General features: G+C 55.9%; 17 protein-coding genes and 2 pseudogenes. 12 read left to right on the forward strand and 7 right to left on the reverse strand.

Going from position 1 to position 20,684, the window contains the following annotated elements; all coding sequences use genetic code 11:
• On the forward strand, nt 1–293 hold a 293-nt coding region (locus Q4Q11_RS23485), incomplete at its 5' end, for a MarR family transcriptional regulator (protein WP_498570989.1).
• 87 nt (nt 294–380) lie between these two features.
• Here Q4Q11_RS23485 and Q4Q11_RS23490 read toward each other — a convergent pair.
• The 5 genes from Q4Q11_RS23490 to Q4Q11_RS23510 form a co-directional block, all read right to left on the reverse strand.
• On the reverse strand, nt 381–1,115 hold the full coding sequence (locus Q4Q11_RS23490) for a response regulator transcription factor (RefSeq protein WP_162735514.1): 735 nt from the start codon (nt 1,113–1,115) through the stop codon (nt 381–383).
• Between the two features lie 49 nt (nt 1,116–1,164).
• On the reverse strand, nt 1,165–1,935 hold the full coding sequence (fabG, locus tag Q4Q11_RS23495; protein WP_498570990.1) for a 3-oxoacyl-ACP reductase FabG: 771 nt from the start codon (nt 1,933–1,935) through the stop codon (nt 1,165–1,167).
• The gene (locus Q4Q11_RS23500; protein ID WP_113222308.1) at nt 1,935–3,647 is read right to left on the reverse strand and encodes an acetolactate synthase catalytic subunit; all 1,713 of its coding nucleotides are present in this window, start codon (nt 3,645–3,647) and stop codon (nt 1,935–1,937) included. Before Q4Q11_RS23500 ends, fabG begins: the two co-directional genes overlap by 1 nt.
• Complete coding sequence (locus Q4Q11_RS23505) at nt 3,644–5,005, reverse strand: aspartate aminotransferase family protein (protein ID WP_498570991.1); 1,362 nt, start codon at nt 5,003–5,005, stop codon at nt 3,644–3,646. The genes Q4Q11_RS23500 and Q4Q11_RS23505 overlap by 4 nt, the downstream gene beginning before the upstream one ends.
• Before the next feature lie 97 nt (nt 5,006–5,102).
• Entirely contained in the window at nt 5,103–5,807 is a 705-nt protein-coding gene (locus Q4Q11_RS23510) for a GntR family transcriptional regulator (RefSeq protein WP_113222307.1), read from the reverse strand.
• A gap of 229 nt (nt 5,808–6,036) precedes the next feature.
• Between Q4Q11_RS23510 and Q4Q11_RS23515 the strand changes: the two genes are divergently transcribed.
• The 5 genes and pseudogenes from Q4Q11_RS23515 to Q4Q11_RS23535 all read left to right on the forward strand — a co-directional run bounded on the left by Q4Q11_RS23515 (nt 6,037) and on the right by Q4Q11_RS23535 (nt 11,444).
• Complete coding sequence (locus Q4Q11_RS23515; protein ID WP_498570992.1) at nt 6,037–7,143, forward strand: ABC transporter ATP-binding protein; 1,107 nt, start codon at nt 6,037–6,039, stop codon at nt 7,141–7,143.
• Nucleotides 7,144–7,146: 3 nt separating this feature from the next.
• Nucleotides 7,147–8,046, forward strand: a pseudogene (locus tag Q4Q11_RS23520) (ABC transporter permease).
• 73 nt (nt 8,047–8,119) lie between these two features.
• Nucleotides 8,120–8,896 (forward strand): ABC transporter permease, encoded by a 777-nt coding sequence (locus Q4Q11_RS23525; RefSeq protein WP_113222304.1) that lies wholly within the window; start codon nt 8,120–8,122, stop codon nt 8,894–8,896.
• Nucleotides 8,897–8,981: 85 nt separating this feature from the next.
• Nucleotides 8,982–10,013, forward strand: a complete 1,032-nt coding sequence (locus Q4Q11_RS23530; RefSeq protein WP_498571001.1) for an extracellular solute-binding protein — start codon at nt 8,982–8,984, stop codon at nt 10,011–10,013.
• A gap of 531 nt (nt 10,014–10,544) precedes the next feature.
• The gene (locus Q4Q11_RS23535; protein ID WP_498570993.1) at nt 10,545–11,444 is read left to right on the forward strand and encodes a nucleotidyltransferase and HEPN domain-containing protein; all 900 of its coding nucleotides are present in this window, start codon (nt 10,545–10,547) and stop codon (nt 11,442–11,444) included.
• A 237-nt stretch (nt 11,445–11,681) separates the two neighbouring features.
• Here the strand turns inward: Q4Q11_RS23535 and Q4Q11_RS23540 are convergent, their stop codons facing one another.
• Entirely contained in the window at nt 11,682–11,972 is a 291-nt protein-coding gene (locus tag Q4Q11_RS23540) for a Y4oE-related protein (protein WP_498570994.1), read from the reverse strand.
• A gap of 405 nt (nt 11,973–12,377) precedes the next feature.
• Here Q4Q11_RS23540 and Q4Q11_RS23545 point away from each other — a divergent pair, with 405 nt between their 5' ends.
• The 5 genes from Q4Q11_RS23545 to Q4Q11_RS23565 all read left to right on the forward strand — a co-directional run bounded on the left by Q4Q11_RS23545 (nt 12,378) and on the right by Q4Q11_RS23565 (nt 18,693).
• The gene (locus tag Q4Q11_RS23545; RefSeq protein ID WP_498570995.1) at nt 12,378–13,100 is read left to right on the forward strand and encodes a winged helix-turn-helix transcriptional regulator; all 723 of its coding nucleotides are present in this window, start codon (nt 12,378–12,380) and stop codon (nt 13,098–13,100) included.
• Nucleotides 13,101–13,350: 250 nt separating this feature from the next.
• Nucleotides 13,351–14,610 carry an 8-amino-7-oxononanoate synthase family protein gene (locus Q4Q11_RS23550; protein ID WP_498570996.1) on the forward strand — a complete coding sequence of 420 codons (1,260 nt, stop codon included), beginning with the start codon at nt 13,351–13,353 and terminating at the stop codon, nt 14,608–14,610.
• Entirely contained in the window at nt 14,607–15,140 is a 534-nt protein-coding gene (locus Q4Q11_RS23555; protein WP_498570997.1) for a hypothetical protein, read from the forward strand. The genes Q4Q11_RS23550 and Q4Q11_RS23555 overlap by 4 nt, the downstream gene beginning before the upstream one ends.
• A gap of 225 nt (nt 15,141–15,365) precedes the next feature.
• Nucleotides 15,366–17,279, forward strand: coding sequence for a Ti-type conjugative transfer system protein TraG (gene traG / locus Q4Q11_RS23560; RefSeq protein ID WP_498570998.1), 1,914 nt, complete (start codon nt 15,366–15,368; stop codon nt 17,277–17,279).
• Between the two features lie 298 nt (nt 17,280–17,577).
• On the forward strand, nt 17,578–18,693 hold the full coding sequence (locus Q4Q11_RS23565; RefSeq protein ID WP_498570999.1) for a glycosyltransferase family 4 protein: 1,116 nt from the start codon (nt 17,578–17,580) through the stop codon (nt 18,691–18,693).
• Nucleotides 18,694–18,903: 210 nt separating this feature from the next.
• Here the strand turns inward: Q4Q11_RS23565 and Q4Q11_RS23570 are convergent, their stop codons facing one another.
• Nucleotides 18,904–19,821, reverse strand: coding sequence for a class I SAM-dependent methyltransferase (locus tag Q4Q11_RS23570; protein ID WP_498571000.1), 918 nt, complete (start codon nt 19,819–19,821; stop codon nt 18,904–18,906).
• 457 nt (nt 19,822–20,278) lie between these two features.
• On the opposite strand from Q4Q11_RS23570, the pseudogene Q4Q11_RS23575 reads away from it, so the two are divergent.
• Nucleotides 20,279–20,608: pseudogene (locus tag Q4Q11_RS23575) on the forward strand (IS21 family transposase); the annotation flags it as partial.
• Nucleotides 20,609–20,684 lie beyond the last annotated feature (76 nt).

Raw genomic sequence — 20,684 nt, forward strand, 5'->3', positions numbered from 1 at the left:
AGATCATGGATAATCCGCAGGAGGACGAGACACCGCAATCCCGACTGAAACAGGTCGGCATGATGAGTGTTCTCTACATCATGAACCAAGCTCACCAGGCGTTAACTATCTCGAATATAGTCGAAATTACCAAGCTCACGCGCATGGGCGTGACGGAGACAATTGAGCCGTTGGTGAAGCGCGGGATCCTGACGGAGACGTTCGTGAAGAATTCCATGGGGCGGGGCAAGGCCCGTCAGTTTGAGATCGCGCCGGAGATTTTCGAGAAGCTACGGAGCTTTCAGCCGCGATGATTTTTCACTGCACGGCCGAATCGATCTGAATTAAAAATTGCAGTAAAATTGGAAACGACGAGCAAGGCAGCCTTGTCGTTTGCTCGACTATAACTTTCGCACGCCCGATGGCTTGAACACATAGCCCGCTGCATGGACGGTGCGAATGGCAGCACGACATCCGGGCAACTCTCCCAGCGCCTTGCGCAAGCGGCCGATGTGAACATCCACCGTTCGCGGCGTGACTTCGGCGGAAGCCGGCCAAGCCGAAGCAATGAGCTCGGAACGGCTGCAGAGCTGTCCCGGCCTGTTCATCAGATGACATAAAATATTGAACTCGATGGGTGGCAGCGCAAAGTCGCGACCGTTGCAATGTATTCGGCGGCTGTCGACGTCGACTTCCAGGTCGGCAAAACCCAGCGACGCAGCCATTTTAAAGTTGGCCGTTTCCACGGCCAGTCCCGTCGCCTGCCTGAGAGATGTCAGCAACTTCTCCGGTGAAAGCGGCCTGAAGAGGAAGTCATCAACACCGGCTTGCAGCAAGGCCAGATGAAGCGGCTGCGCTTCGCCTCGCAAGAGCGCAATCAGACGAACCTCGTTGTCATGTGTGGTGGATTGCCTGATTTCGCCGCATAGGGAAACGGCATCCTGGGTTTCGTGGATGCAATCGCAAAGGATTGCGCACGGCAAGCGCTTCGCGCAGGAAGTCAGAACATCGTTGGCGCTGCAAGCCAAAGAAGGGATAAAGCCTTCCGTCTTCAAAATATAGCTAAACGGCAGAAACAGCTCTGCATCGGAGGTCCAAATAATGACTTCGTTGCAGGCCGGCACTTCGAGCGTCACTGCCGCATGGGAGCGCTTGAAATTGGAAGCGCCGGACCGTGGGACGGCTCTAGGCTGGCGCATATTCGCCCCCGTTGATATCGAGGATAGCCCCATTAACGAAGCCCGCATCCTCCGACGCCAGGAAGGCAACGGCAGCGGCGATGTCCTCCGGCGTTCCCAATCTGGCGGAAGGAATGCGCGCAATCGCGTCGCGATTGGTCGGAGTATTGGGATCGCCAGTCAGTGGCGTCAAGATCCTGCCGGGCGCCACGAGATTAACGGTTATACCGAAAGGACCACAAGGTCCGACAAGCGCCCGCATCAGCCCGGCCAGGGCTGCCTTGCTGGCGGCATAAGCGCCACCGGCGATACGAGGGCGTGTGCGTCCGGCGAGCGATCCGATCAAAATGATGCGTCCAAATCCCGCCCGTCGCATTCCCCTAAGGACTGCCTGACAACATAACATGGTGCCGGTCAGATTAACGGCCAGCACTTCGTTCCATTCTTCCAGCCCGATATCCTCGAACTGCCTAGGACCAGCAACGCCCTTCGGCGATATCCCGGCGTTGCAGACGAGAATTTCGGCATCTCCCCAGTTGGATGAGAGCTCATCGAAGAAATTGGCAACAGCCACGGGATCCGACAGATCGACCACTCGGCCCAAGACCCGTCCAGATCCGAACTCCGCGGATAGCATGGCAGTTGCGTCAGTCACAGTTTTAGCGCTGTGACTGAAGACGGCGACGCGATGCCCCGCCGCCAATAGCTTTCGCGCCATCGCCAGTCCGATACCGCTCGTCCCTCCTGTCACGACGGCGATGCGAGACGGCTCCGGCATCATGCAGCCTCATCTAAGCCGGCAAACAAGGACAAGGCGGGATGAGCCTCAGGATCTGTCATGACCTCGACAAACAGCGGCCCCTTGCCTGCCAGACCGCCCTGTAGATGAGCCGTGAGCTCGGCTGGATCCTCAACGCGCACTGCCGGGCATCCGCAGGCTTGAGCGATCTTCATATGATCGACAGGCGCAAAATGGCACGCCGATGTGAAGCGCCCGAACTTCACGGTCTCGGCATCCCGCTGGAAACCAAGGATACCGTTATTGAGAAGGATGATGGTTACGGGAAGTTCGGAGCGAACCATGGTTTCCATCTCCGCCCAGCTATGGGCGAACCCGCCGTCGCCAATAATGGCGACCACCGGATGCTCGGGTCTAGCTGCCTTTGCGCCAAGAGCCAGAGGCAGGCCCCATCCCAGCCCTGCAAGACCGCGAGGCGTCAGGAACCGCATTCCTGAGTCAAGCGATCGCAATTGGCCGACGACCCACATCGATGAATAGCTTGCATCCGCAACGACGGTCGTCTGCGGTGTCAATGCTGCCTGCAGCTCCGCCATGATGCGTTCCGGGCGGATCGGCGAGGCAGTAGCATGCACGAGCTGATGCCGATCCTCATCGAACCGTCGCCAGCACTCGGCTATGCGGGTGGTAACAGCAGTTCGTTGGTCTCGACGTTGGGATAGATCTTGCCCGTTCAGGGCACGAACAAGCTCTCTGAGTGTCTCGCGCGCATCCCCGACCAGACGCAGCGCTTGATAGTTGCGGCCGATTTCCTGAGGGTCGACATCGATGTGGATCACCTGAGCGCCAGCGGGAATTTGCCGCCAGCTATCCGTGCCATTCTGATTGGTTCGCGTTCCAATCAGAATGATAAGGTCTGCGTCACCGACCAGAGCCGCCGTATGGCGACCAAGTGACCGCGGACCCACGAGTGATCCTAAGACACCGGCAGAAAGCGAATGATATTCATTGACCGCACCCTTGCCCATGTTGGTGGTCAATATTGGGAGTGCAGCCAGATCCTGCAACATGGCCAGTTCATGGCAAGCATCGCTGCCGAGGACACCGCCACCCGCGATGACTACGGGATTGTGGGCATTCGCGATTAACTCCGCTGCCCTTTGCAAACTCGCGCGATCAGGGCACGACCGATCAAGCGGCCAATGGCCGAGATTCAGAGATCGTGAAGGCGTTGTGAAACCAAGCTCCGAGCGCAACAGATCGGCAGGCAACAGCAACGCGACAGGCCCGGGTCGGCCAGAGGCGGCGGCAGTGAAAGCGGCATCAACATAGTCCTCGATTCGCTCCGGGACCATGACCCTGCGCACCCATTTCGTGCAGGATTGGAAGAGCGCGATATGGTCGAGCTCCTGGAACGCGTTCCGATCCATCTGATCGCGCTCGACTTCCTGCACAAGTGCTACGATCGGAACGCTCGCCTTCAGCGCTTCGGCCATGGGGGGCACCAGCAGCGTAGCAGCCGGACCATTCTGGGCGGCCACCACGCCGATCTTTCCAGATCGTCGAGCATAGCCATCGGCCATGGCGCCGCCCATATTCTCCTGCCGGTAAGCGACCTGGCGAATGCCTGCCGCTTCAGCAGCCAGGATCAGCGCTGATGGTAGGCTCTGGGCAAATATGTGAGTAACGTCATGGCGCACCAGTGAGCGAGCCAGGCATTCGGCGACAGTTTCCAGGGAATTCGTGGTCATGCGGTTGCTCCACTAAAATCGGCTTCGTAGGCTTCGAGGAAATCGCCGAAGACTTCGACGATCAAATCAAGATCGGTATTCGTCATGGCTGTGGAGAGGCAGGCGGCGGCGCCAAAGGGCAGGAGGATATCGAGCTGACGAAAATGGCTCGTCAGATTGGTCATCCAACTGTTCTCTTCTGGTGTCGGGAAAGCCTGCCGATAGTCACGGGGCACCTGCCGCTTGGGGTGGATGCGAAAAAGCGAAGCCGATCCGGTGACGACAAATGGAGCATTATGACGCGCGATCGCGGCAGAAAGGCCGTCGCGCACGCGGACACCCATTTCATCAAGACGCTCGAAGCTTGCCGATGTCAGTGCCTCCATAGCCACCCTTCCCGCGACCATTGACACAGGATTGGCCGAAAAGGTGCCGCCCTGTGGCACCGCCGGCCTTGCGCCCACGCCTGAAAACACCCCCATTACCTCCTTGCGGCCACCAACCGCGCCGACCGGAAAGCCGCCGCCGATGATCTTTCCGGCAGCAATAAGATCGGGCACGAGCCCGAAACGCGCCGATGCACCACGGTATCCCTGCCGAAGATTCAGCACTTCATCGGCCACGACGAGAACGCCATATTGTCGGGCGAGATCCGAAACGGCTTCGATGAAGGCTGGATCAGGGGCTAGCAAACCCGCCCTGCTCGGCATGGGATCAATCAAGATACAGGCAAGGTCGCCGCCCGACACAGCCAACCTTCGCTCCAGGCCTTCAACATCGTTGAAACGGATCACATCGACTTCTTCGGCAACACTTTGGGGCGCGCCGGCATAAGAGGTTGCGGATGCAGGACCGTCGGCTGGCCCCCAGGATGCAGGCGACGCGCCCTGGCTTACCTCGGCCCAATCATAGGCGCCGTGATAGGCTCCTTCGACACGGGCAATGCGCGACCGCCCTGTAAAGGCGCGTGCCGCCTTGATAGCGAACATGACGGCCTCGGTGCCGCTATTGACGAAGCGGATCTGCTCGATCGCGGGAATGCGCTGCACGAGCAATTCCGCCAATCCAAGTTCGTGCTCCGTTGGATTTGAAAAGCAGGTTCCTTTCTGCAGGAGATCTGCAATCGCGTCGGCAACGGGCAGGTAACCGTGACCATGAATCAACGTCGTGAAATTGTTATTGAGGTCGAGGAGCCGATTGCCGTCGATATCCATCAGATAGGCACCCTCGCCACGGGAAATATACGTCGGCAGAGGATCGCGTTCGACGGTGACACGCGTGGTTCCATCGGGGAACACGATCTGCCCTCGCTCGAAAAAATATTGCGAGCGCGATCTAAGCATTGCGCGCCGAAATGATGGAAAATCCTGATGTAGCATGCCTTGCCCTCTCCATGGACAGATGCGCGTTCGCATCCCGTTCATATTTTTGTTGCAACAAAAAAACACGGAGAGGAGGAAAGTGCAACATAATTATTCAGCGGCGACAGAGATTCCTTTGATCGCGATCTGCACTGATTTTTTTCATCTGGCGAAATCCATCGCGAATGTCGTTCTCGATAGCGGCGCGGGCAGCGGCGGCATCCTTTTCAACAAGTGCCTCTATCGCGGCACGGTGGTTGCGAGCACCGTGGCGGGTCTCGGAAAATTCTGGGTAGAGGCCATTAAATGACGCGCCAACCCGCAGCCACAGGGTCTCGATCACCTGCAAAAGATAGGGCATACCGCTCAAACGGTAGATCGCAAAATGGAACTCCTTATTATGCCAAAGGGCGTCAAAATAACGCTTTTCATCCAATGCAGCGTCAATTTTCGCCTGACGTTGCTCCAATTCCTCGATCGTCGCCTCGCTTGCGACCTTGACGGACAGCGCCGCCGCAAGCCCTTCTAGGGCCAGGCGCATCTGCGTGATCTCCTCGAGATCCGACAATCTTAAGTGAGGAACGATAACGGTTTTCGGGCCGGAGTAAACGAGCGCCCCATCGATCACCAGGCGGTTGATGGCATCACGAGCGGGCGTCGTGCTAACATCCAGCATTTTCGAAACCGCACGGATTGTGAGCTTATCTCCAGGGGAGAAAGCGCCTCGGATCAGTCGCTCCTTCATGTTGTGATACGCCATTTCGCCTAAGCGATTGGGCTGATGTCGATGGTATCCTTCGTCCTCTGGTTCGATTTCCATTGAAAATTTCTCCAATTTCCTTTGACAAATGTTCATTTTGTTGCAACAAAAATGAAAAGCGAAATGCTTGCAAACATAATGTGACATTAAAAGTCATAGCACTTTCGCAAATTTCCGTCTTCCCAAAGTTCGACCGGGAACCGGACCAGCAGCCAAGCGATCGGTGAACGAGTTGCAACGCCGGCGCAAACGAGAACGTTTCATAACGACAACAATAAGGAGAGGGACTTTGATTGGTGAAGCACTTACGCTGCAAGGGCTTGAAAAGCGATATGACACATCGCTGGCCGTGGACGGCGTTTCGCTGGCTATCCGGGCAGGTGAATTTCTGTCGATCCTTGGTCCTTCGGGCTCCGGTAAGACGACGCTACTAACGATGATCGCCGGCTTCGAGAGCCCGAGCAACGGGCAGATCATGATCGGCCGTCGCGATGTTACCTATATGGCGCCAAACAGACGCAACATCGGTATGGTGTTCCAGCGCTATGCCCTTTTTCCGCATTTGACGGTGGCGGCCAACATCGCTTTTCCGTTGCGCATGCGCCGAATGGACAAAGATCTCATCAGCCGCAAGGTCGAGACAGTACTGGCGCAGGTACATCTCGACGGCTATGGCGATCGATATCCCCATCAACTCTCCGGAGGCCAGCAGCAACGCGTCGCCGTCGCTCGGGCCATCGTCTTCGAGCCGCCCGTTCTCTTAATGGACGAACCCCTTGGGGCCCTCGACAAGAAACTACGCGAGGCGCTGCAATTGGAGATCAAGAGCTTGCAGCAACGCCTTGGGGCAACCGTCGTCTATGTGACGCATGACCAGGAGGAAGCACTTACCATGTCTGATCGCGTTGCGGTGGTGGCAGAAGGCCGGCTGGCTCAAGTGGGATCACCGCTCGATCTTTACCGTTCGCCTGCCTCAGCCTTTGTCGGAGACTTCATTGGTCGCATGAACTTTCTCGACGGCGAATATCTCGGTCAAGATAACGGGAAGCACATGGTACGGCCAAAAGGGGGCAACGTCGTTGCTACGGCGGCTGCCGAAGACGGGGTCAGTCCATTTGCCTCTCGCCAATCGGTCAGTATCGCGGTTCGCCCCGAACGGCTGTCACTAGCGCCTCATGGTCGCGACCGCGGCGCCATTCTGACGGGTACCATAGATGCAACCGTTTTCGCCGGGTCATTTTTCCTCTTCTTCGTGCGAACCCGGAACAGCGATGACCGTTTGCTCCAGATCCAGATGCCCGTCGGGCATGTGGCGGCAGGCCTTCATCAAGGAGACTTGGTTGACGTTATCCCAGAGGCGAACGCCTTACGGCTGTTTGCAAAAGCGGGGGTCTAATCCATGGCATCATCCTTCGCGAGACAATCGACCGGCAGTTTCCGCAACTGGATCCTCACAGGATCGAGCCAACATTATTCGCCACTATTGGCCATCTTGCTGATCCTGCCGCTCCTCCTCCTCTTGGCGGGAGGTTTCGTCTATCCAGTGGTCAGGCTCATCGGCATCAGCTTTTCCGCGGAAGCCCCGCTTGCTCCCTACCAACGTGTGTTCGACAGTCCACTTTATATTCAGGTCCTGCTCAGAACCTTCCGGATCGCGGCGATCGTAACCGTTGCCTGTTTTGCGATCGGATATCCGACCGCCTATGCAATCGCGCGCATGCGCGGCAAATTGGTAAAGCTCGGAACGGCATGCTTATTCATTCCGCTATAGACCTCGGTGCTTGTCCGCTCCTATGCGTGGATCGTGCTGCTAGGTCGAAACGGCATCATCAACGACGGGCTGATCCAGCTCGGTATCGTCTCAACGCCGTTGAAAATGCTCTATACGGAGGGCGCTGTCATTCTCGCGATGACGCATGTGCTGATGCCCTTCATGATCCTCCCGATCCATTCGGCCTTGCGTTCGGTGCCGAGCGCGTATGAGCAGGCAGCACGAAATCTCGGCGCCAGCCGGATCGTCGCCTTTTGGCGCGTGACCTTTCCACTCAGTCTATCCGGCGTCTTTGCCGGCTGTGTGATCTGCTTCATTCTCGCCATCGGGTTTTACATCACCCCCGCCCTAGTCGGCGGACCCGGCGCGCTGATGATGGCGACCCTGATCGGCCAGCAGACAATCGTCCTTCTGGATTGGCCATTTGCGGCCGCCCTGTCAGTCATCCTGCTCACCGCGACGTTGCTGCTGGTGCTGCTCTTTCGCCGCGCGCTCTCTTTCAGCAAAGGTTTGAACAGTGTCCATTGAATCTGAACCCTTTACGCAGCGATTGGCAACACCGCCGTCCGAGGCTCGCCGGTATCATTCAGTCTGGCCATGGATGGCGCGACATGCATCCAATTTAGCGATTGCGGCGGTGCTGTTCTTTCTCGTCCTTCCGACGCTGCTGGTGATACCGCTGGCACTCAGTGACGCCTCGTATATCACATTCCCGCCACAGGGACTGACCCTGCGCTGGTTCGAGGCGTATCTGTCAGATCCCGACTGGCTGCGTTCGACCATTTTCAGCCTACAGATCGCCGCACTAACCACTGTGATAGCGACGATCATCGGGACGATGGCGGCGGTTGCCCTTGTACGTGGCAAACTTCCGGGCAAGGCACTGCTCCAGGCCCTATGCCTTGGGCCGATGATCGTCCCGGCAATCGTCTTTGGCGTGGCGCTCTATCTGGTCTTCTCACCTTTGCAACTGACCGGGAATCTGACGGGATTCGTCCTTGCCCATTCGGTGCTGGCGGTACCTTTTGTGGTCATCATCGTTTCCGCAGCGCTGGAAAGAATGGACCCGCTGTTGGAACTGGCGGCCTTGAGCTGCGGAGCGGGGCGGCTCAGAGCCTTCTTTGCCGTGACGCTTCCAAATCTGACGCCAGCCGTCGCGACCGCTGCGGTCTTTGCTTTCCTGACCTCCTTCGACGAAGCGACCGTGGCATTCTTCATCTCTGACACCGGCGGAAAGACGATCAGCCGGAAAATGTTCGAGGACATCGATTTCAACCTGACACCTGTCATTGCCGCCGTCTCGGTCATCGTGGTTGCCGTTTCGCTGCTTTTGATGGGTTCCATACATCTCCTGAACAGCCGCCGGGAGCAGCGCTAGCGGCAAAAACGCCCGCTGTAGGCGGGACAATAAGAGGGAAACATTGATGACAATAAGAGCAGCTATCCGGCTGAGCGGCATTGCTATGTTTTGCGCAGCCATTCTTCTGGGAGAAACGCCCAGTCCAGCACTTGCCAGCGAGCAGGTTGTCATCGCCACGACGGGCGGTGCCTATGATGCGGCGCTACGCAAATGGTGGTTCGAGCCGTTCACCGCCAAGACTGGTATCCAGGTCGTTTCCGTAGCAGCAACCAACGCGGAGATGCGCGCCAAGGCGACCGCGATGGTGAAAACCGGCAATGTCAGCTGGGATCTCTACCCCGATGGAGAAATCCAGGTGAGCTCAAAGGATCATCTGGCGATTTCCGAACCGCTCGACAGTTTTTGCTCACAGTTTAAAGACCGTCAGGATCTCGTTCCCGATGCTTGCATCCCGGCCGGTGTGCGGCTGTTTTCGACAGCCACATTGATGGCCTACGATCCGCAAGCCTTCAAAGGCAACCAGCCGGTCACCTGGGCAGATATGTGGGATACTTCAAAGTTTCCGGGAGGACGCTCGTTTCCGAATTTCGACGATCCGTGGCGCGTCATGGCGGCTGCCCTTTTGGCAGATGGGGTCAAGCGCGAGAACCTGTTTCCCCTCGACGTCGATCGTGCTCTTAAGAAACTTGACGCATTGCGGCCGTCCATCTCGCTCTGGTGGAAAACTGGAGATCAGAGCGTCCAGGGGTTCCGTGAGAACGATTACAGCATCGGACAGATCTGGCTAACGAGAGCAAGCGCCCTCAAGGCAGAAGGGCGCTCGATCGCCTGGTCGAACAAGGCGGCATTTCTGGTGGGCGATCGTCTCACCGTTATCAAAGGTGCGCCCAATCGGGACAATGCACTGAAGCTCATCGCCTTCTGGTTGGACTCCCCGGATATCCAGGCCAAGGTGTGCGAAGCATTGCTTTGCACGCCGCCCAGCAGTGTGGCAATCACGCTGATGCCGCAAGCAGTTCGCGACCAGATGCCGAGCGCCGAAGACGTGCGCGACAGCATCGTCATTCCGGATGCCAAATGGATCAACGAGCATGCCTCGGAGCTATTGGAGCGGTGGAACAACTGGGTTCGCTAAGGCAGGATGATGACGTGAAAACATTGTACATGTTCATGGGATGCCCCGACGTTTGAAAGATAAGCGTTCAGCGTTCGTTCATTGAATGAACGCTTGACGCCCACGCACCCCCAGTGCACCTCCGCAGGAGGTCCGTCTGCGAGCGGAAAGGCTCGAAGCCAGGCGGGCCTCTCTTGCCTAACGAGGCCTCGTAACGATGCACAAATTATCCCTTTTGTCGCGCGCCGCTACCTTCGCGTTTGGGATTTGCGTTTTTATCGGCGGCATTTTATGAGATGAACCAGCACCTTAATGCTCAGAGGTCAAACTTGACTTCTCATTGGCAATATAAGAACATAAAGAGAACGAGCGGATTTACCGTGACCTGCGCCAAGCAGATTATTAAGCGGGCGCCCTCAAAATCCGGATTCGATCAAAGGGCTGAAAGATCTCTCCTGCTACCCTCTCCGCCTGGCATAGAATCAATATCGGACTGGCGTTGTAGTCGGATCGTACCTACAACTTGAATCATCAGAAAGGGTCCCGCTCTCCATGAAGTTCAGCCTCGATCATCTGCCGGAACGCAAACGCTCGGAATTGTCGCGAATTGTCGAAATCGTGCATGAGGAATTCGAGGATGCGCTGAAGGAAGGCACGGCCGATTTCAAGAAGAAGGGCCGTATCCTCAAGATCATTCTCTTCGGCTCCTATGCTCGTGGGGACTGGGTCGATGAAGAGCATACCGGCAAAGGCTATAAGTCCGACTACGATCTGCTGGTGATCGTCAACAATCGCAAGCTGACCGACTTCGGTTCATACTGGCGCAAGGCGGCCGACCGTTTTCCACGCATCGTCAAGCCGCCGGTGAGCCTTGCCGTGCATTCGCTGCGTGAGGTCAACACATCACTGAAGCTCGGCAATTACTTCTTCAGCGAGATCCGTTGCGACGGCATCGTTCTTTACGAACTCGACGACGTGGAACTTGCCGAGCCAAAGCCGCTCAGTCCAGCCGACGAATATCGCGCCTCTCGGGAGCATTTTGAAAACTGGGCCCCGGGTGCGTCGAATTTTCTCCAACTCTCGAGAATGGCCATCGACGGCGGCATGCTCAAAGAAGGTGCATTCCTACTTCACCAAGCCATCGAGCGCACCTACTCCACGTTGTTGTTGACACTGACCAGCTATAGCCCAGCCTCGCACAACCTCAACCATTTGAGGACGCTCGCCGAAGGTCGCGATCAGCGGCTTGCCGAGATCTGGCCACAAGATCGGCAACGCTATACTGCCTGGTTCAACATCATCAACCAGGCCTACGTGAAAGCCCGTTATTCCGAGCATTTCAAGATCACCGAAGAAGCGCTGGTCTGGCTTGGCGAACGTACGGACGCGCTGCGGCAACTGGTAAAAGCGATTTGTGAGGAGCACATCGAAAAGCTGCGGAAAAAGCTCTGAGCGCTATGCGCAATCGGCGGCTGAGCTTCCTAGCCGCGGGCGGCCATGTCGCCCTCCTTCTCCGGGCAGTCGGCACTTGCCGGATCACCATCACACAAGCTCAGCCATACTCGGAAACTCCCGTTATCTTCAATCTGGTCGCTTAGCGTCGGCTGATACCCGCGCGGTGGGGCGTTACCGAAAATTATCAAGATATATTGGTTTTGCCCCACCGGTTATGACCACGGGAAACCCAGACTAATGCGGTTTTCCATCCGAGTTGATAGAGTCCGCGCCACTCCAAAAGCCCGTGGCCGGCATTTCACCGGCACGCAGCAAGCAAAAAACCTCGAACCAGAAATGGGCGTCGGTAGCGCGTCCATCCACCTTCGCGCCTAAGGCGCACCAAGCTACAGCGAGCGTGGCATCGGGACCATATGCTGCCTTTGCGACCCGGGCCGCCGCTGCCATATCCCTGCCAGACCAAATAGAGAGGTCCTCATCCGAGGAGGACGTCTGACTATATTTTGATGTATCCACGAAAATCATAGGAAGCTCTCCCGTGAACGTCCGGCACGGGACGAAAGTTTGGCCGGACTTTGTTCTCACAAGTGAGTCACGACCGCGGATGCCGCATATGTCGTGTGATCCCTGGCCACTTCCTATTTCATTTCAAGATCCACCGAGCGCGTATCCTGAGCAAGCCGACTGAACTCGACCTAGAGAGCCTCCTTTTTGATGCAACAAAATTGTGATAGAATACATATCATTTTCCCTCTTTACGTGCAATACGAATTTATGACAGATAAATGATAGCGATTTTTGCCAGTGGAATGCAGAATCGCAATTGATCTCGGATATTTTTGTTGCATCAAAAAAATCCGAGGGGCGCAGAGTCTCGAACTCGCTCATCGTCCGCGCGCTACCGCCCACTGATCGAAAAGGTTATCATCGATGAAGCCATTGGTCCTCATTTGCTCAACGGATTACGAATTCTACCTTCTGCTCGCCCAGATCCTCAATATGGGAGGGCTTGAATCTTCACTGGTGGAGGGAGCGGAGGAAACTCTAGCTAGCGTTAAATCCGATGAGTTGATGGCCGTAATAATAGACTATCATAGCGACGCCTTCCGTATCGGCGATCTTGTGAACCAAATCAGAGAAACGCTGGCCGACAAAGCGCTACCGATCGCGGTCTTCGTGGGAGCAGGCAATCAGCAACTTTATCTCGAAGTGCTCAAGACCGGGGGGTGCGAAATTTTCATGCGCCCGTTCAACCCAGAGCGTTTTCTATCTTATTTGTTAGACTTATCGCCAGACGGCAACGCCAGATCTAGCTCGGAAAGAACCTCCGGCAATTCGCTTGTTTATGCGGAAATTACGATGCAACTCGACAGCAGGCGCGTCGAGTGCAACGGCGTGGACGTCCAACTCAGTCCTATCGAATTTCGCCTCCTTCAACATTTTCTACAAAAGCCAGGCTACGTCTTCACCCGAGACGCGCTCATCGAGGCTGCATGGCCGCAAGGTACCTTTGTGGAGCCCCGCACCGTCGACGTTCATGTCGGGCGCCTTCGGCGGAGCATGCGACGCGTGTTAGGTCGCGATATTATTCGCACGGTGCGGGCCACCGGTTATGCGCTCGATGAGCGTCAGAATGCAGAGCGGGCTTCGTAAGCACTGAGATCACGCAGAAACTCCGTTGAGCATCAATGTGACATTCCGCCTGCTGTGTTTATCAAGCCTTACGCTTTCGAAATTTCGGCGTCACAGAACCTTCAGGCAATATTACCGAAACGATCGTTGTTCGCAGACCCATTCCACGGCAATAAAATAGCATCGCGTCACCAATGAGATGCGATGCGCTGCAGCAGATGCCCATTTTCTGCTGTGTCGCTGTTCCGCTACCAACAGTTTGGATATTCCCATGAGCGATGATCATCCTTCGCCCACCGCTAAGGCTGTGTCGCGATCCTACCGCAATACACTCAGCGTTATCGTTTCCTCCGATCAAAATCTTGCTGCGGCTGAGCAGGAGGGAGTCATGGCGCTTTACGCGGACCCGGATGAGGATCGCTCCGTCCTGTTGCCCACGGTACGCCACAAGAGAAAAGTGATTGACTTCGTTCGCTGCTCTTATCTGGGCCTCGACAATCATCCGCTTGTCCTCGAAGGCGCAATAGAGGCGGTGCAGCGATACAAGGCACTCCATTGGTCCTGCGCTAGAACGAGGCTTAATTTCAGCCTATTAGGCGAACTGGAAGAAGCGCTCTCCGATTTGTTTGCGGCACGGGTCATAACCTACACGACGGTTCTCGCCGCCAATATGGGCGCCCTACCACTCCTCGCCTCCGGATATCTCACTGAGAACAAAAGACCGACGGTCGTTTTCGACCGATTAGCGCATGCGACGCTTGCATTTCACAAATCGGTCGTCGCCAATGAAACAACGGTCGAAACGATTGCTCATAATGATCTGAACGCACTCGAGGATATTTGTCGACGCAACGACCGCGTAGCCTATGTTTGCGATGGGGTCTATTCCATGGGCGGGAGCGCACCAATCGCAGACCTCCTGGCGTTCCAGGATCGATACGGCCTATTTCTTTATATCGACGATGCCCATGGGATTTCGTTGTTTGGGAAGTCTGGGGAGGGATTTGTACGATCCCAGGTTGGCGCTGCCCTTGGCGAGCGTACAATTGTTGCCGCATCGCTCGGCAAAGGCTTTGGAGCATCGGGCGGCTTACTGATGCTCGGCACTCCTCGGCAGGAAGAATTGTTCCGGCGCTTCTCGATCGCCCATGCCTTTTCCGCGTCGCTTAATTTAGCGGCAATCGGCGCTGCCATGGCGTCTCAGGCGCTGCACCGCACTGATGAGCTCAAGTTGCGCCAGGATGCGCTTGCGGAACGGCTAGCTGTTTTCGACAGGATGGTTGCCAGCGAGCAAGCCGGCTCAAAGCTACCAATCCGCACCATAGAGTTCGGCGACGAAAGACAATCCATTCGTGCCGCGGCCCATATCCTCAACAAAGGTTACTATACCTCGGCGATCTTCTTTCCCACGGTCGCAAAGGGCAAGGCCGGCTTGCGGGTCTGCCCTACCGCCAGGCACGGCATTCGGGAAATTGAAGGATTGGGCCGTGAGATCAACGAGGCGCTCGCCGAACGAGGAACAGATCCATGATCGACCCAATCAGCATCATTCCGAATGAGGTCTCGGAAATTAGCCCCAACGTCAAATCAAAGGCAGATGGGATCGAAATGCTGAAATATGCCGCCCTGGCATACGTCACCTTACCCGATTCCGTTATATGGCTTGAGCAGATTTGCAAACACGCTGCCGAGCTATGCCCTTCCATAATTTCCAACGGGCGAGGAAAATGGTTCGACTGCGAGGAAGGACACCCAATTGTCAGCGCTGCCTATGTGGATGCTGGGAGAGCGCGCTCGCAAACTCGGTTTGATAGCCCATCTGCAGTTAACGAAGGAGCCGACAGGTTTCTGATCTTTGGCGATGGTTGCGCCATCATACGGCCGACCAACGATGGTTTATTTATTCGCATTACCGCCCGGGACCTCGTCATTTTCTACGGAATTCGAGCGCTTCTGGAGGGTAGCTTCTCGAAACTCGCGGCCATCTCCGACGACGCAATCGAGTGGTTCCCTGCAGGACGTGAACCGCCGTTCTTGCCTTCACATAGTAGGGAGCGTTAGTCCTGAGGTATCGGTTATAGTTGGCAACCGGATTACTGCGATTCTGGCTCGGCGATCTCGCCGCCCTCGGTCGTGTTGCCCGCGTCGCGCGGCCATCAACCAGAAGATCGGAATTAGACAGACGCCCGAGCCAGTCCGGCACAGTAAGTAGATCATCGGCAGATAAAAGGACATCGTTCAAGGTGCCGATCACGAGCCGGAACTACCGTCCGAGAAGGTTTCTTAATGGCGCTGAAGGACAGAATACACCCGAGCTTGCTTCTCATCCTGGTGCCGATCGCAGTCACAACGCTAACACTCTGTATCACCGGATGGCAGTGGCAGTATTTGGCGATCGGCATGCCAGGGCGAATCGCGTATTGGTTCTTGCGAGCGGGTCCTCTTCCCAATCTCCTTCTCGGACCTATCGCATCACTTCTGACGGTTTCGGCATTGCCGATGCATCGCCGTCGGCCGATCGCTCTTACAAGTTTTCTTTGCTTTTTATGTCTGGCAGGCTTTTACGCCCTGCGGGAATATGCTCGTCTGGTTCCATGGGTGGAGAATGGTGCCATCACATTGAACGAGGCTCTCGCGTATCTCGATGCTTTCGCGGTTGCCGGGACCATTCTCGGAATTTGTATCGTCTCAGTCTCCGTTCGAATCTCGATCGTCGTTCCCAATCCGATCAAACGCGCCAAGCGCGGCACCTTTGGCGATGCCGATTGGCTGCCTATGTCGAAAGTGGCGAGGGTCTTCCCCTCCGACGGGGAGATCGTTATCGGCGAGCGCTACCGCGTCGACCGCGACAGTGTGCATGCGCTGCCTTTTGATCCGAACGATAGCGGAACCTGGGGACAGGGGGGCAAGGCGCCGCTCATGACCTTCAGTCAAAATTTCGATTCTACCCACATGTTATTCTTCGCGGGCTCCGGCGGCTTCAAGACGACCAGCAATGTCATCCCAACGGCGCTGCGCTACAGGGGGCCGCTGATCTGTCTCGATCCATCGACCGAGGTCACGCCGATGGTTCTCGAGCATCGCACCCATGCGCTCGACCGCGAGGTCATGGTACTCGACCCCACCAACCCGGTCATGGGCTTCAATGTTCTTGATGGGATCGAGAGCTCGACGCGCAAGGAAGAGGACATCGTTGGGATCGCACATATGCTTTTGTCGGAAAGCCTACGCTTCGACACCGCGACTGGCTCCTACTTCCAGAACCAGGCGCATAATCTGCTAACTGGGCTTCTGGCGCATGTGATGCTATCGCCCGATTATGCCGGCCGCCGCAACTTGCGTAGCCTGAGGCTTATCGTTTCCGAGCCGGAACCGTCGGTGCTTGCCATGCTGCGCGACATCCAGGAAAATTCCGCGTCCGGCTTTATCCGCGAGACGTTAGGTGTCTTCACCAACATGACCGAGCAAACCTTCTCCGGGGTATATTCGACGGCATCCAAGGATACGCAATGGCTGTCGCTCGACAATTATGCTGCGCTCGTCTGCGGTAATACGTTCAAATCGAGCGACATCGCTTCCGGACGGAAGGACGTCTTCCTCAACATTCCTGCGTCGATCCTGCGCTCCTATCCGGGTATTGGCCGAGTGATCAGCGGCGCGCTGATCAATGCCATGGTCCAGGCCGATGGCCATTTCCGCCACCGGGCGCTCTTCATGCTCGACGAAGTCGATCTGCTTGGCTACATGCGTATTCTTGAAGAAGCGCGCGACCGCGGGCGCAAGTACGGCATCACATTGATGCTGATGTACCAATCCGTTGGCCAACTCGAGCGTCATTTCGGGAAGGACGGAGCGACCTCCTGGATTGAAGGCTGCGCCTTCACGTCCTACGCCGCAATCAAGGCGCTCGATACGGCACGCAATGTCTCCGCCCAATGCGGAGAGATGACCGTCGAAGTCCGGGGACGTTCACGCAATGTCGGCTGGAGCAATTCCAATGGCAGCGCCCGAAAATCCGAAAGCATCAGTCTCCAGCGTCGGCCGCTGATCATGCCGTACGAAATCACCCAGTGGATGCGCAAGGACGAGCAGATCATCATTGTCCAGGGCCACAGTCCCATTCGCTGCGGACGAGCGATCTATTTCCGTCGTAAGGAGATGGATAAGGCAGCAAAGTTCAACCGCTTTTTTAAATTCTAGGCTTTGGCGTTGACCGCGAAGGCAATACCGAGTTCCGGCAGCCAACGGTCACAAGTGTGACCTGGAATTGATTTTTCGGTTGTTGGATTTGCCCGACAGGGTCACATCATGCGGAAGCTGGTCCTCCACCCCCCACGCGTGTCTTCTAGTGCGCAAACGCGCAACGACTATCATTTTCCACGGCTTGCTCTATATCGGTTTTTCCAGCACCTCCTAAAGCCGCCATTCACGTGGTCGTGTAAGAGGAAGGACAACAAGCCAGCCGGCAACGAGTTAAGTTATTCTGCGCGGGAATAAAATGCGGGTCCTACATTTCTTCAAGACGTACTGGCCAGATACCTTCGGAGGCGTCGAGCGGACGATTCATGCGATTATCAGGGGCGCCGCCACAAAGGGTATAGAATCCGACGTCCTATCGCTGAGCAAAATTCCAACAGAAAACACAGCCAGATTTCATGGGTACATGGCCTATAAATCCAAGCTCGATTTTGAGTTTGCATCAACTGGATTCTCGCGCGACGTCTTCGGACGATTTCGAGAGCTGTCAAATATGGCCGATATTGTTCACTATCATTTTCCTTGGCCACTGATGGATGTAGTTCATCTTGTTCATCCCCCCCATAAGCCGACCGTTGTTACCTACCATTCGGACATCGTGAAGCAAAAGTTTCTACTGAAACTGTACAGGCCGCTGATGGACCGCTTCCTCGACAGCGTCGACACAATCGTCGCCACATCTCCAAACTACCTCGCAACCAGCGATGTACTACAGCGTTACAAAGCGAAGACGGTCATCATTCCATTGGGGCTTGACGAAGTGGAATACCCCAGGGCGGAGGAAGACACCAAGGCGCACTGGCGCGAGCGTCTTCCTCGGCCTTTCTTCCTTTTTGTCGGTGTTCTGCGCTACTACAAAGGTGTCCATATTCTCCTGGAGGCAGCAAAGAGGACTAACCTAGACATTGTCATCGTGGGAGACGGCCCAATGGACCGCTCATTGCAGAAATTTGCAAAGATCAACAATCTGGCGAATGTGTCCTTTCTTGGCGCGTTGCCCGACATCGACAAATCTGCCCTTTTCGAACTGTGTACCGGCTTCGTATTCCCTTCCCATTTGCGATCGGAGGCCTTTGGCCTCTCCCTGATCGAGGCTGCCATGTTCGGCAAACCTATGGTTTCCTGCGAAATCGGAACCGGAACAAGTTTCGTCAACATCGAAGGAAAGACGGGGGTCGTCATTCCCCCCAACGACGCGGAAGCCTTGGCGACGGCAATGAATGACATCGCCAATGACCGCATACGCTCAGCCAACCAAGGCAGCGCGGCACGGGCGCGCTACCAAGAAAATTTCACCGCGGAGCGCATGGGGAACGCCTATGCGGAGCTTTATCGGGACCTGTTGGCACGGCCATAGGCCTGTTCTTAGAAAAATTCGTATGGCAACGCTTCATTGTATCCGTTGCGGGCGCCCCACAGACATGGATGTGGCGCCGATCCTCAGATCGTCGATGCCGCTTGCATGGCACATGTATGCAGCGAGTTCCACGATGTGATCAAGCTGAAGCCATCTCGCGGCGGTGAAGCTGCGACCACATGTTCGGAAGCCTGATCGGCTCCGGCATGTCTAGCGCAATGCACAGATTGCGAAACAGGGACCATTCTGATGATGTGGATCATCAAATCCCACCGTAACATCAAAGCCGTGCTCCTGCAGAAATCCAAGGATAGAATCTCGGGTAAGCCAAATTGCGTAACTGTCCTGTCCACCTGAAAACCCGGCCCAGCTAAGTGCGGCGCTCGGGTAAAGGCGACGGCTGCCGCGCAGACGTTTTCCAATATCGCCAGCAGCTTCAAACAGCTGCGCATCATGGCGATTGCTTATGATCTTTTCGTCAAAATAGTGCGTCCAGATAAACAGGCGATCAGCATTAACAGTCACCGCGTCAAGCAGTAAGAACGGGTCGTTCATGTGATAGAGGACGCCACTGGCAACGATCAGATCATATTTTGGGGTTTCAGGTGAGGCGAGCATCTGAATCGCATCGCCTAGAACAAATTGAGCGCGAACAAGGCCAAGCAATTCTTTGATCGCAAGACATTTCAGGTACGCACGTGAGTTTATCTCTACGCTTGTGATTTGATCGGCGCCCAGGTTGTGCATGGAGTAGGTATGCCCAGCCTCTAGTGGGCCAATTTCTAAAACAGACATCCCGGCTATGGGGCCGAGGCGCTGGTTCATCCAGCCAATGCGGGGATCTTCAAATACGTTTGCATGTCCTGGCGTGGTTTTAATGCCAAAGTGCGATGGCAGTGCGCTAGACCATTCCCCTTGAAAAATATCGACAACCGATTGAGCGGATTTTCTGTCAAAGTAAGCTGTGCCGGGGCGGGGTGATTCCAATAATACCGCGTGACGCCCTTCAGCTTTACCAAACTCTTGATAATGGTGCCATGCGCTGTAACCGGAAATGGCAACATCAGCGTGAGCCGCGAGGTACGATTCTTCGTCAAACCATGCCAGTTCATTGTCAAACCTGGACACCAGCGACCTCCCCAAAAATCCCCATATTTGTTGCTAGAACAACAAGATTGGGAATGCAACCGATTGGTGCTCAACTAGTCCATCTTGTGAAGATGAAAACAGCAACGCCGCTGTCATGCGTGTCGTTGACATTGTAAAGCGGCTTTCCAGAGCGCGAAGCCGGTGTCCGTATACATGCTATGGAGCTGAAAAACGTGCTTGGAGATATCCAGGCCGACTGTGGTAACTTCCGTATGCGGCGTCTCCGCCCCATTGATTTCCCTGTTGCAACAGTCTGGTCCAGCACTTGGAGGTGGTCCGATGAGCACGTCAGGGAGTCCCGGACGAGCTCATTGTGAGGCACTGTGTTGGTTTTCACGCGGAACTGAGCCGGTTAGGCGCATAATTTCCATTGAGAATTGAGCCATGTGAACCTTCCCCCAACGCGGTGAGCGACAGGGGCAACGGAGTGATCCACATGGGACTTTTAAACATCATCCGTCGGATGGCACTGCGCGAGAAGTTGTCGGTGCGCGAGATCAGCCGACGAACCGGATTGTCACGCAATACGATCGCGAAGTATTTGAGCGCCGGCACGATCGAGCCGAAGTTTGCGGTACCGGAACGACCGAGCAAGCTCGATCCTTTTGCCGACAAACTGGCGGGCTGGCTGAAGACTGAGGCCGGGAAGTCGCGCAAGCAGCGCCGAACGCTGAAGCAGCTTCATGCTGATCTGACGGCTCTCGGCTTTACCGGCTCCTATGGTCGGGTCGCCGCGTTCGCCCGTGACTGGCGGGTCGAGCAGCAGTGAGCGTCCGGTGAACGGATTTTGCTGAACGAGCCAGTTAGGCGATGTTCTGGCATTAGAACCAGCATTAGTGCTG

Source organism: Rhizobium sp. UFLA01-1127 (assembly GCF_059803845.1).

Excerpts from the sequence above, each read along its gene's own strand:
- Q4Q11_RS23535 (WP_498570993.1), top strand. The coding sequence starts at position 10,545 with ATGAAGTTCAGCCTCGATCATCTGCCGGAACGCAAACGCTCGGAATTG.
- Q4Q11_RS23505 (WP_498570991.1), bottom strand. The coding sequence starts at position 5,005 with ATGCTACATCAGGATTTTCCATCATTTCGGCGCGCAATGCTTAGATCG.
- Q4Q11_RS23525 (WP_113222304.1), top strand. The coding sequence starts at position 8,120 with ATGGCGCGACATGCATCCAATTTAGCGATTGCGGCGGTGCTGTTCTTT.
- traG (WP_498570998.1), top strand. The coding sequence starts at position 15,366 with ATGGCGCTGAAGGACAGAATACACCCGAGCTTGCTTCTCATCCTGGTG.
- Q4Q11_RS23565 (WP_498570999.1), top strand. The coding sequence starts at position 17,578 with ATGCGGGTCCTACATTTCTTCAAGACGTACTGGCCAGATACCTTCGGA.
- Q4Q11_RS23550 (WP_498570996.1), top strand. The coding sequence starts at position 13,351 with ATGAGCGATGATCATCCTTCGCCCACCGCTAAGGCTGTGTCGCGATCC.
- Q4Q11_RS23510 (WP_113222307.1), bottom strand. The coding sequence starts at position 5,807 with ATGGAAATCGAACCAGAGGACGAAGGATACCATCGACATCAGCCCAAT.
- fabG (WP_498570990.1), bottom strand. The coding sequence starts at position 1,935 with ATGCCGGAGCCGTCTCGCATCGCCGTCGTGACAGGAGGGACGAGCGGT.
- Q4Q11_RS23500 (WP_113222308.1), bottom strand. The coding sequence starts at position 3,647 with ATGACCACGAATTCCCTGGAAACTGTCGCCGAATGCCTGGCTCGCTCA.
- Q4Q11_RS23540 (WP_498570994.1), bottom strand. The coding sequence starts at position 11,972 with ATGATTTTCGTGGATACATCAAAATATAGTCAGACGTCCTCCTCGGAT.
- Q4Q11_RS23545 (WP_498570995.1), top strand. The coding sequence starts at position 12,378 with ATGAAGCCATTGGTCCTCATTTGCTCAACGGATTACGAATTCTACCTT.
- Q4Q11_RS23555 (WP_498570997.1), top strand. The coding sequence starts at position 14,607 with ATGATCGACCCAATCAGCATCATTCCGAATGAGGTCTCGGAAATTAGC.
- Q4Q11_RS23530 (WP_498571001.1), top strand. The coding sequence starts at position 8,982 with ATGTTTTGCGCAGCCATTCTTCTGGGAGAAACGCCCAGTCCAGCACTT.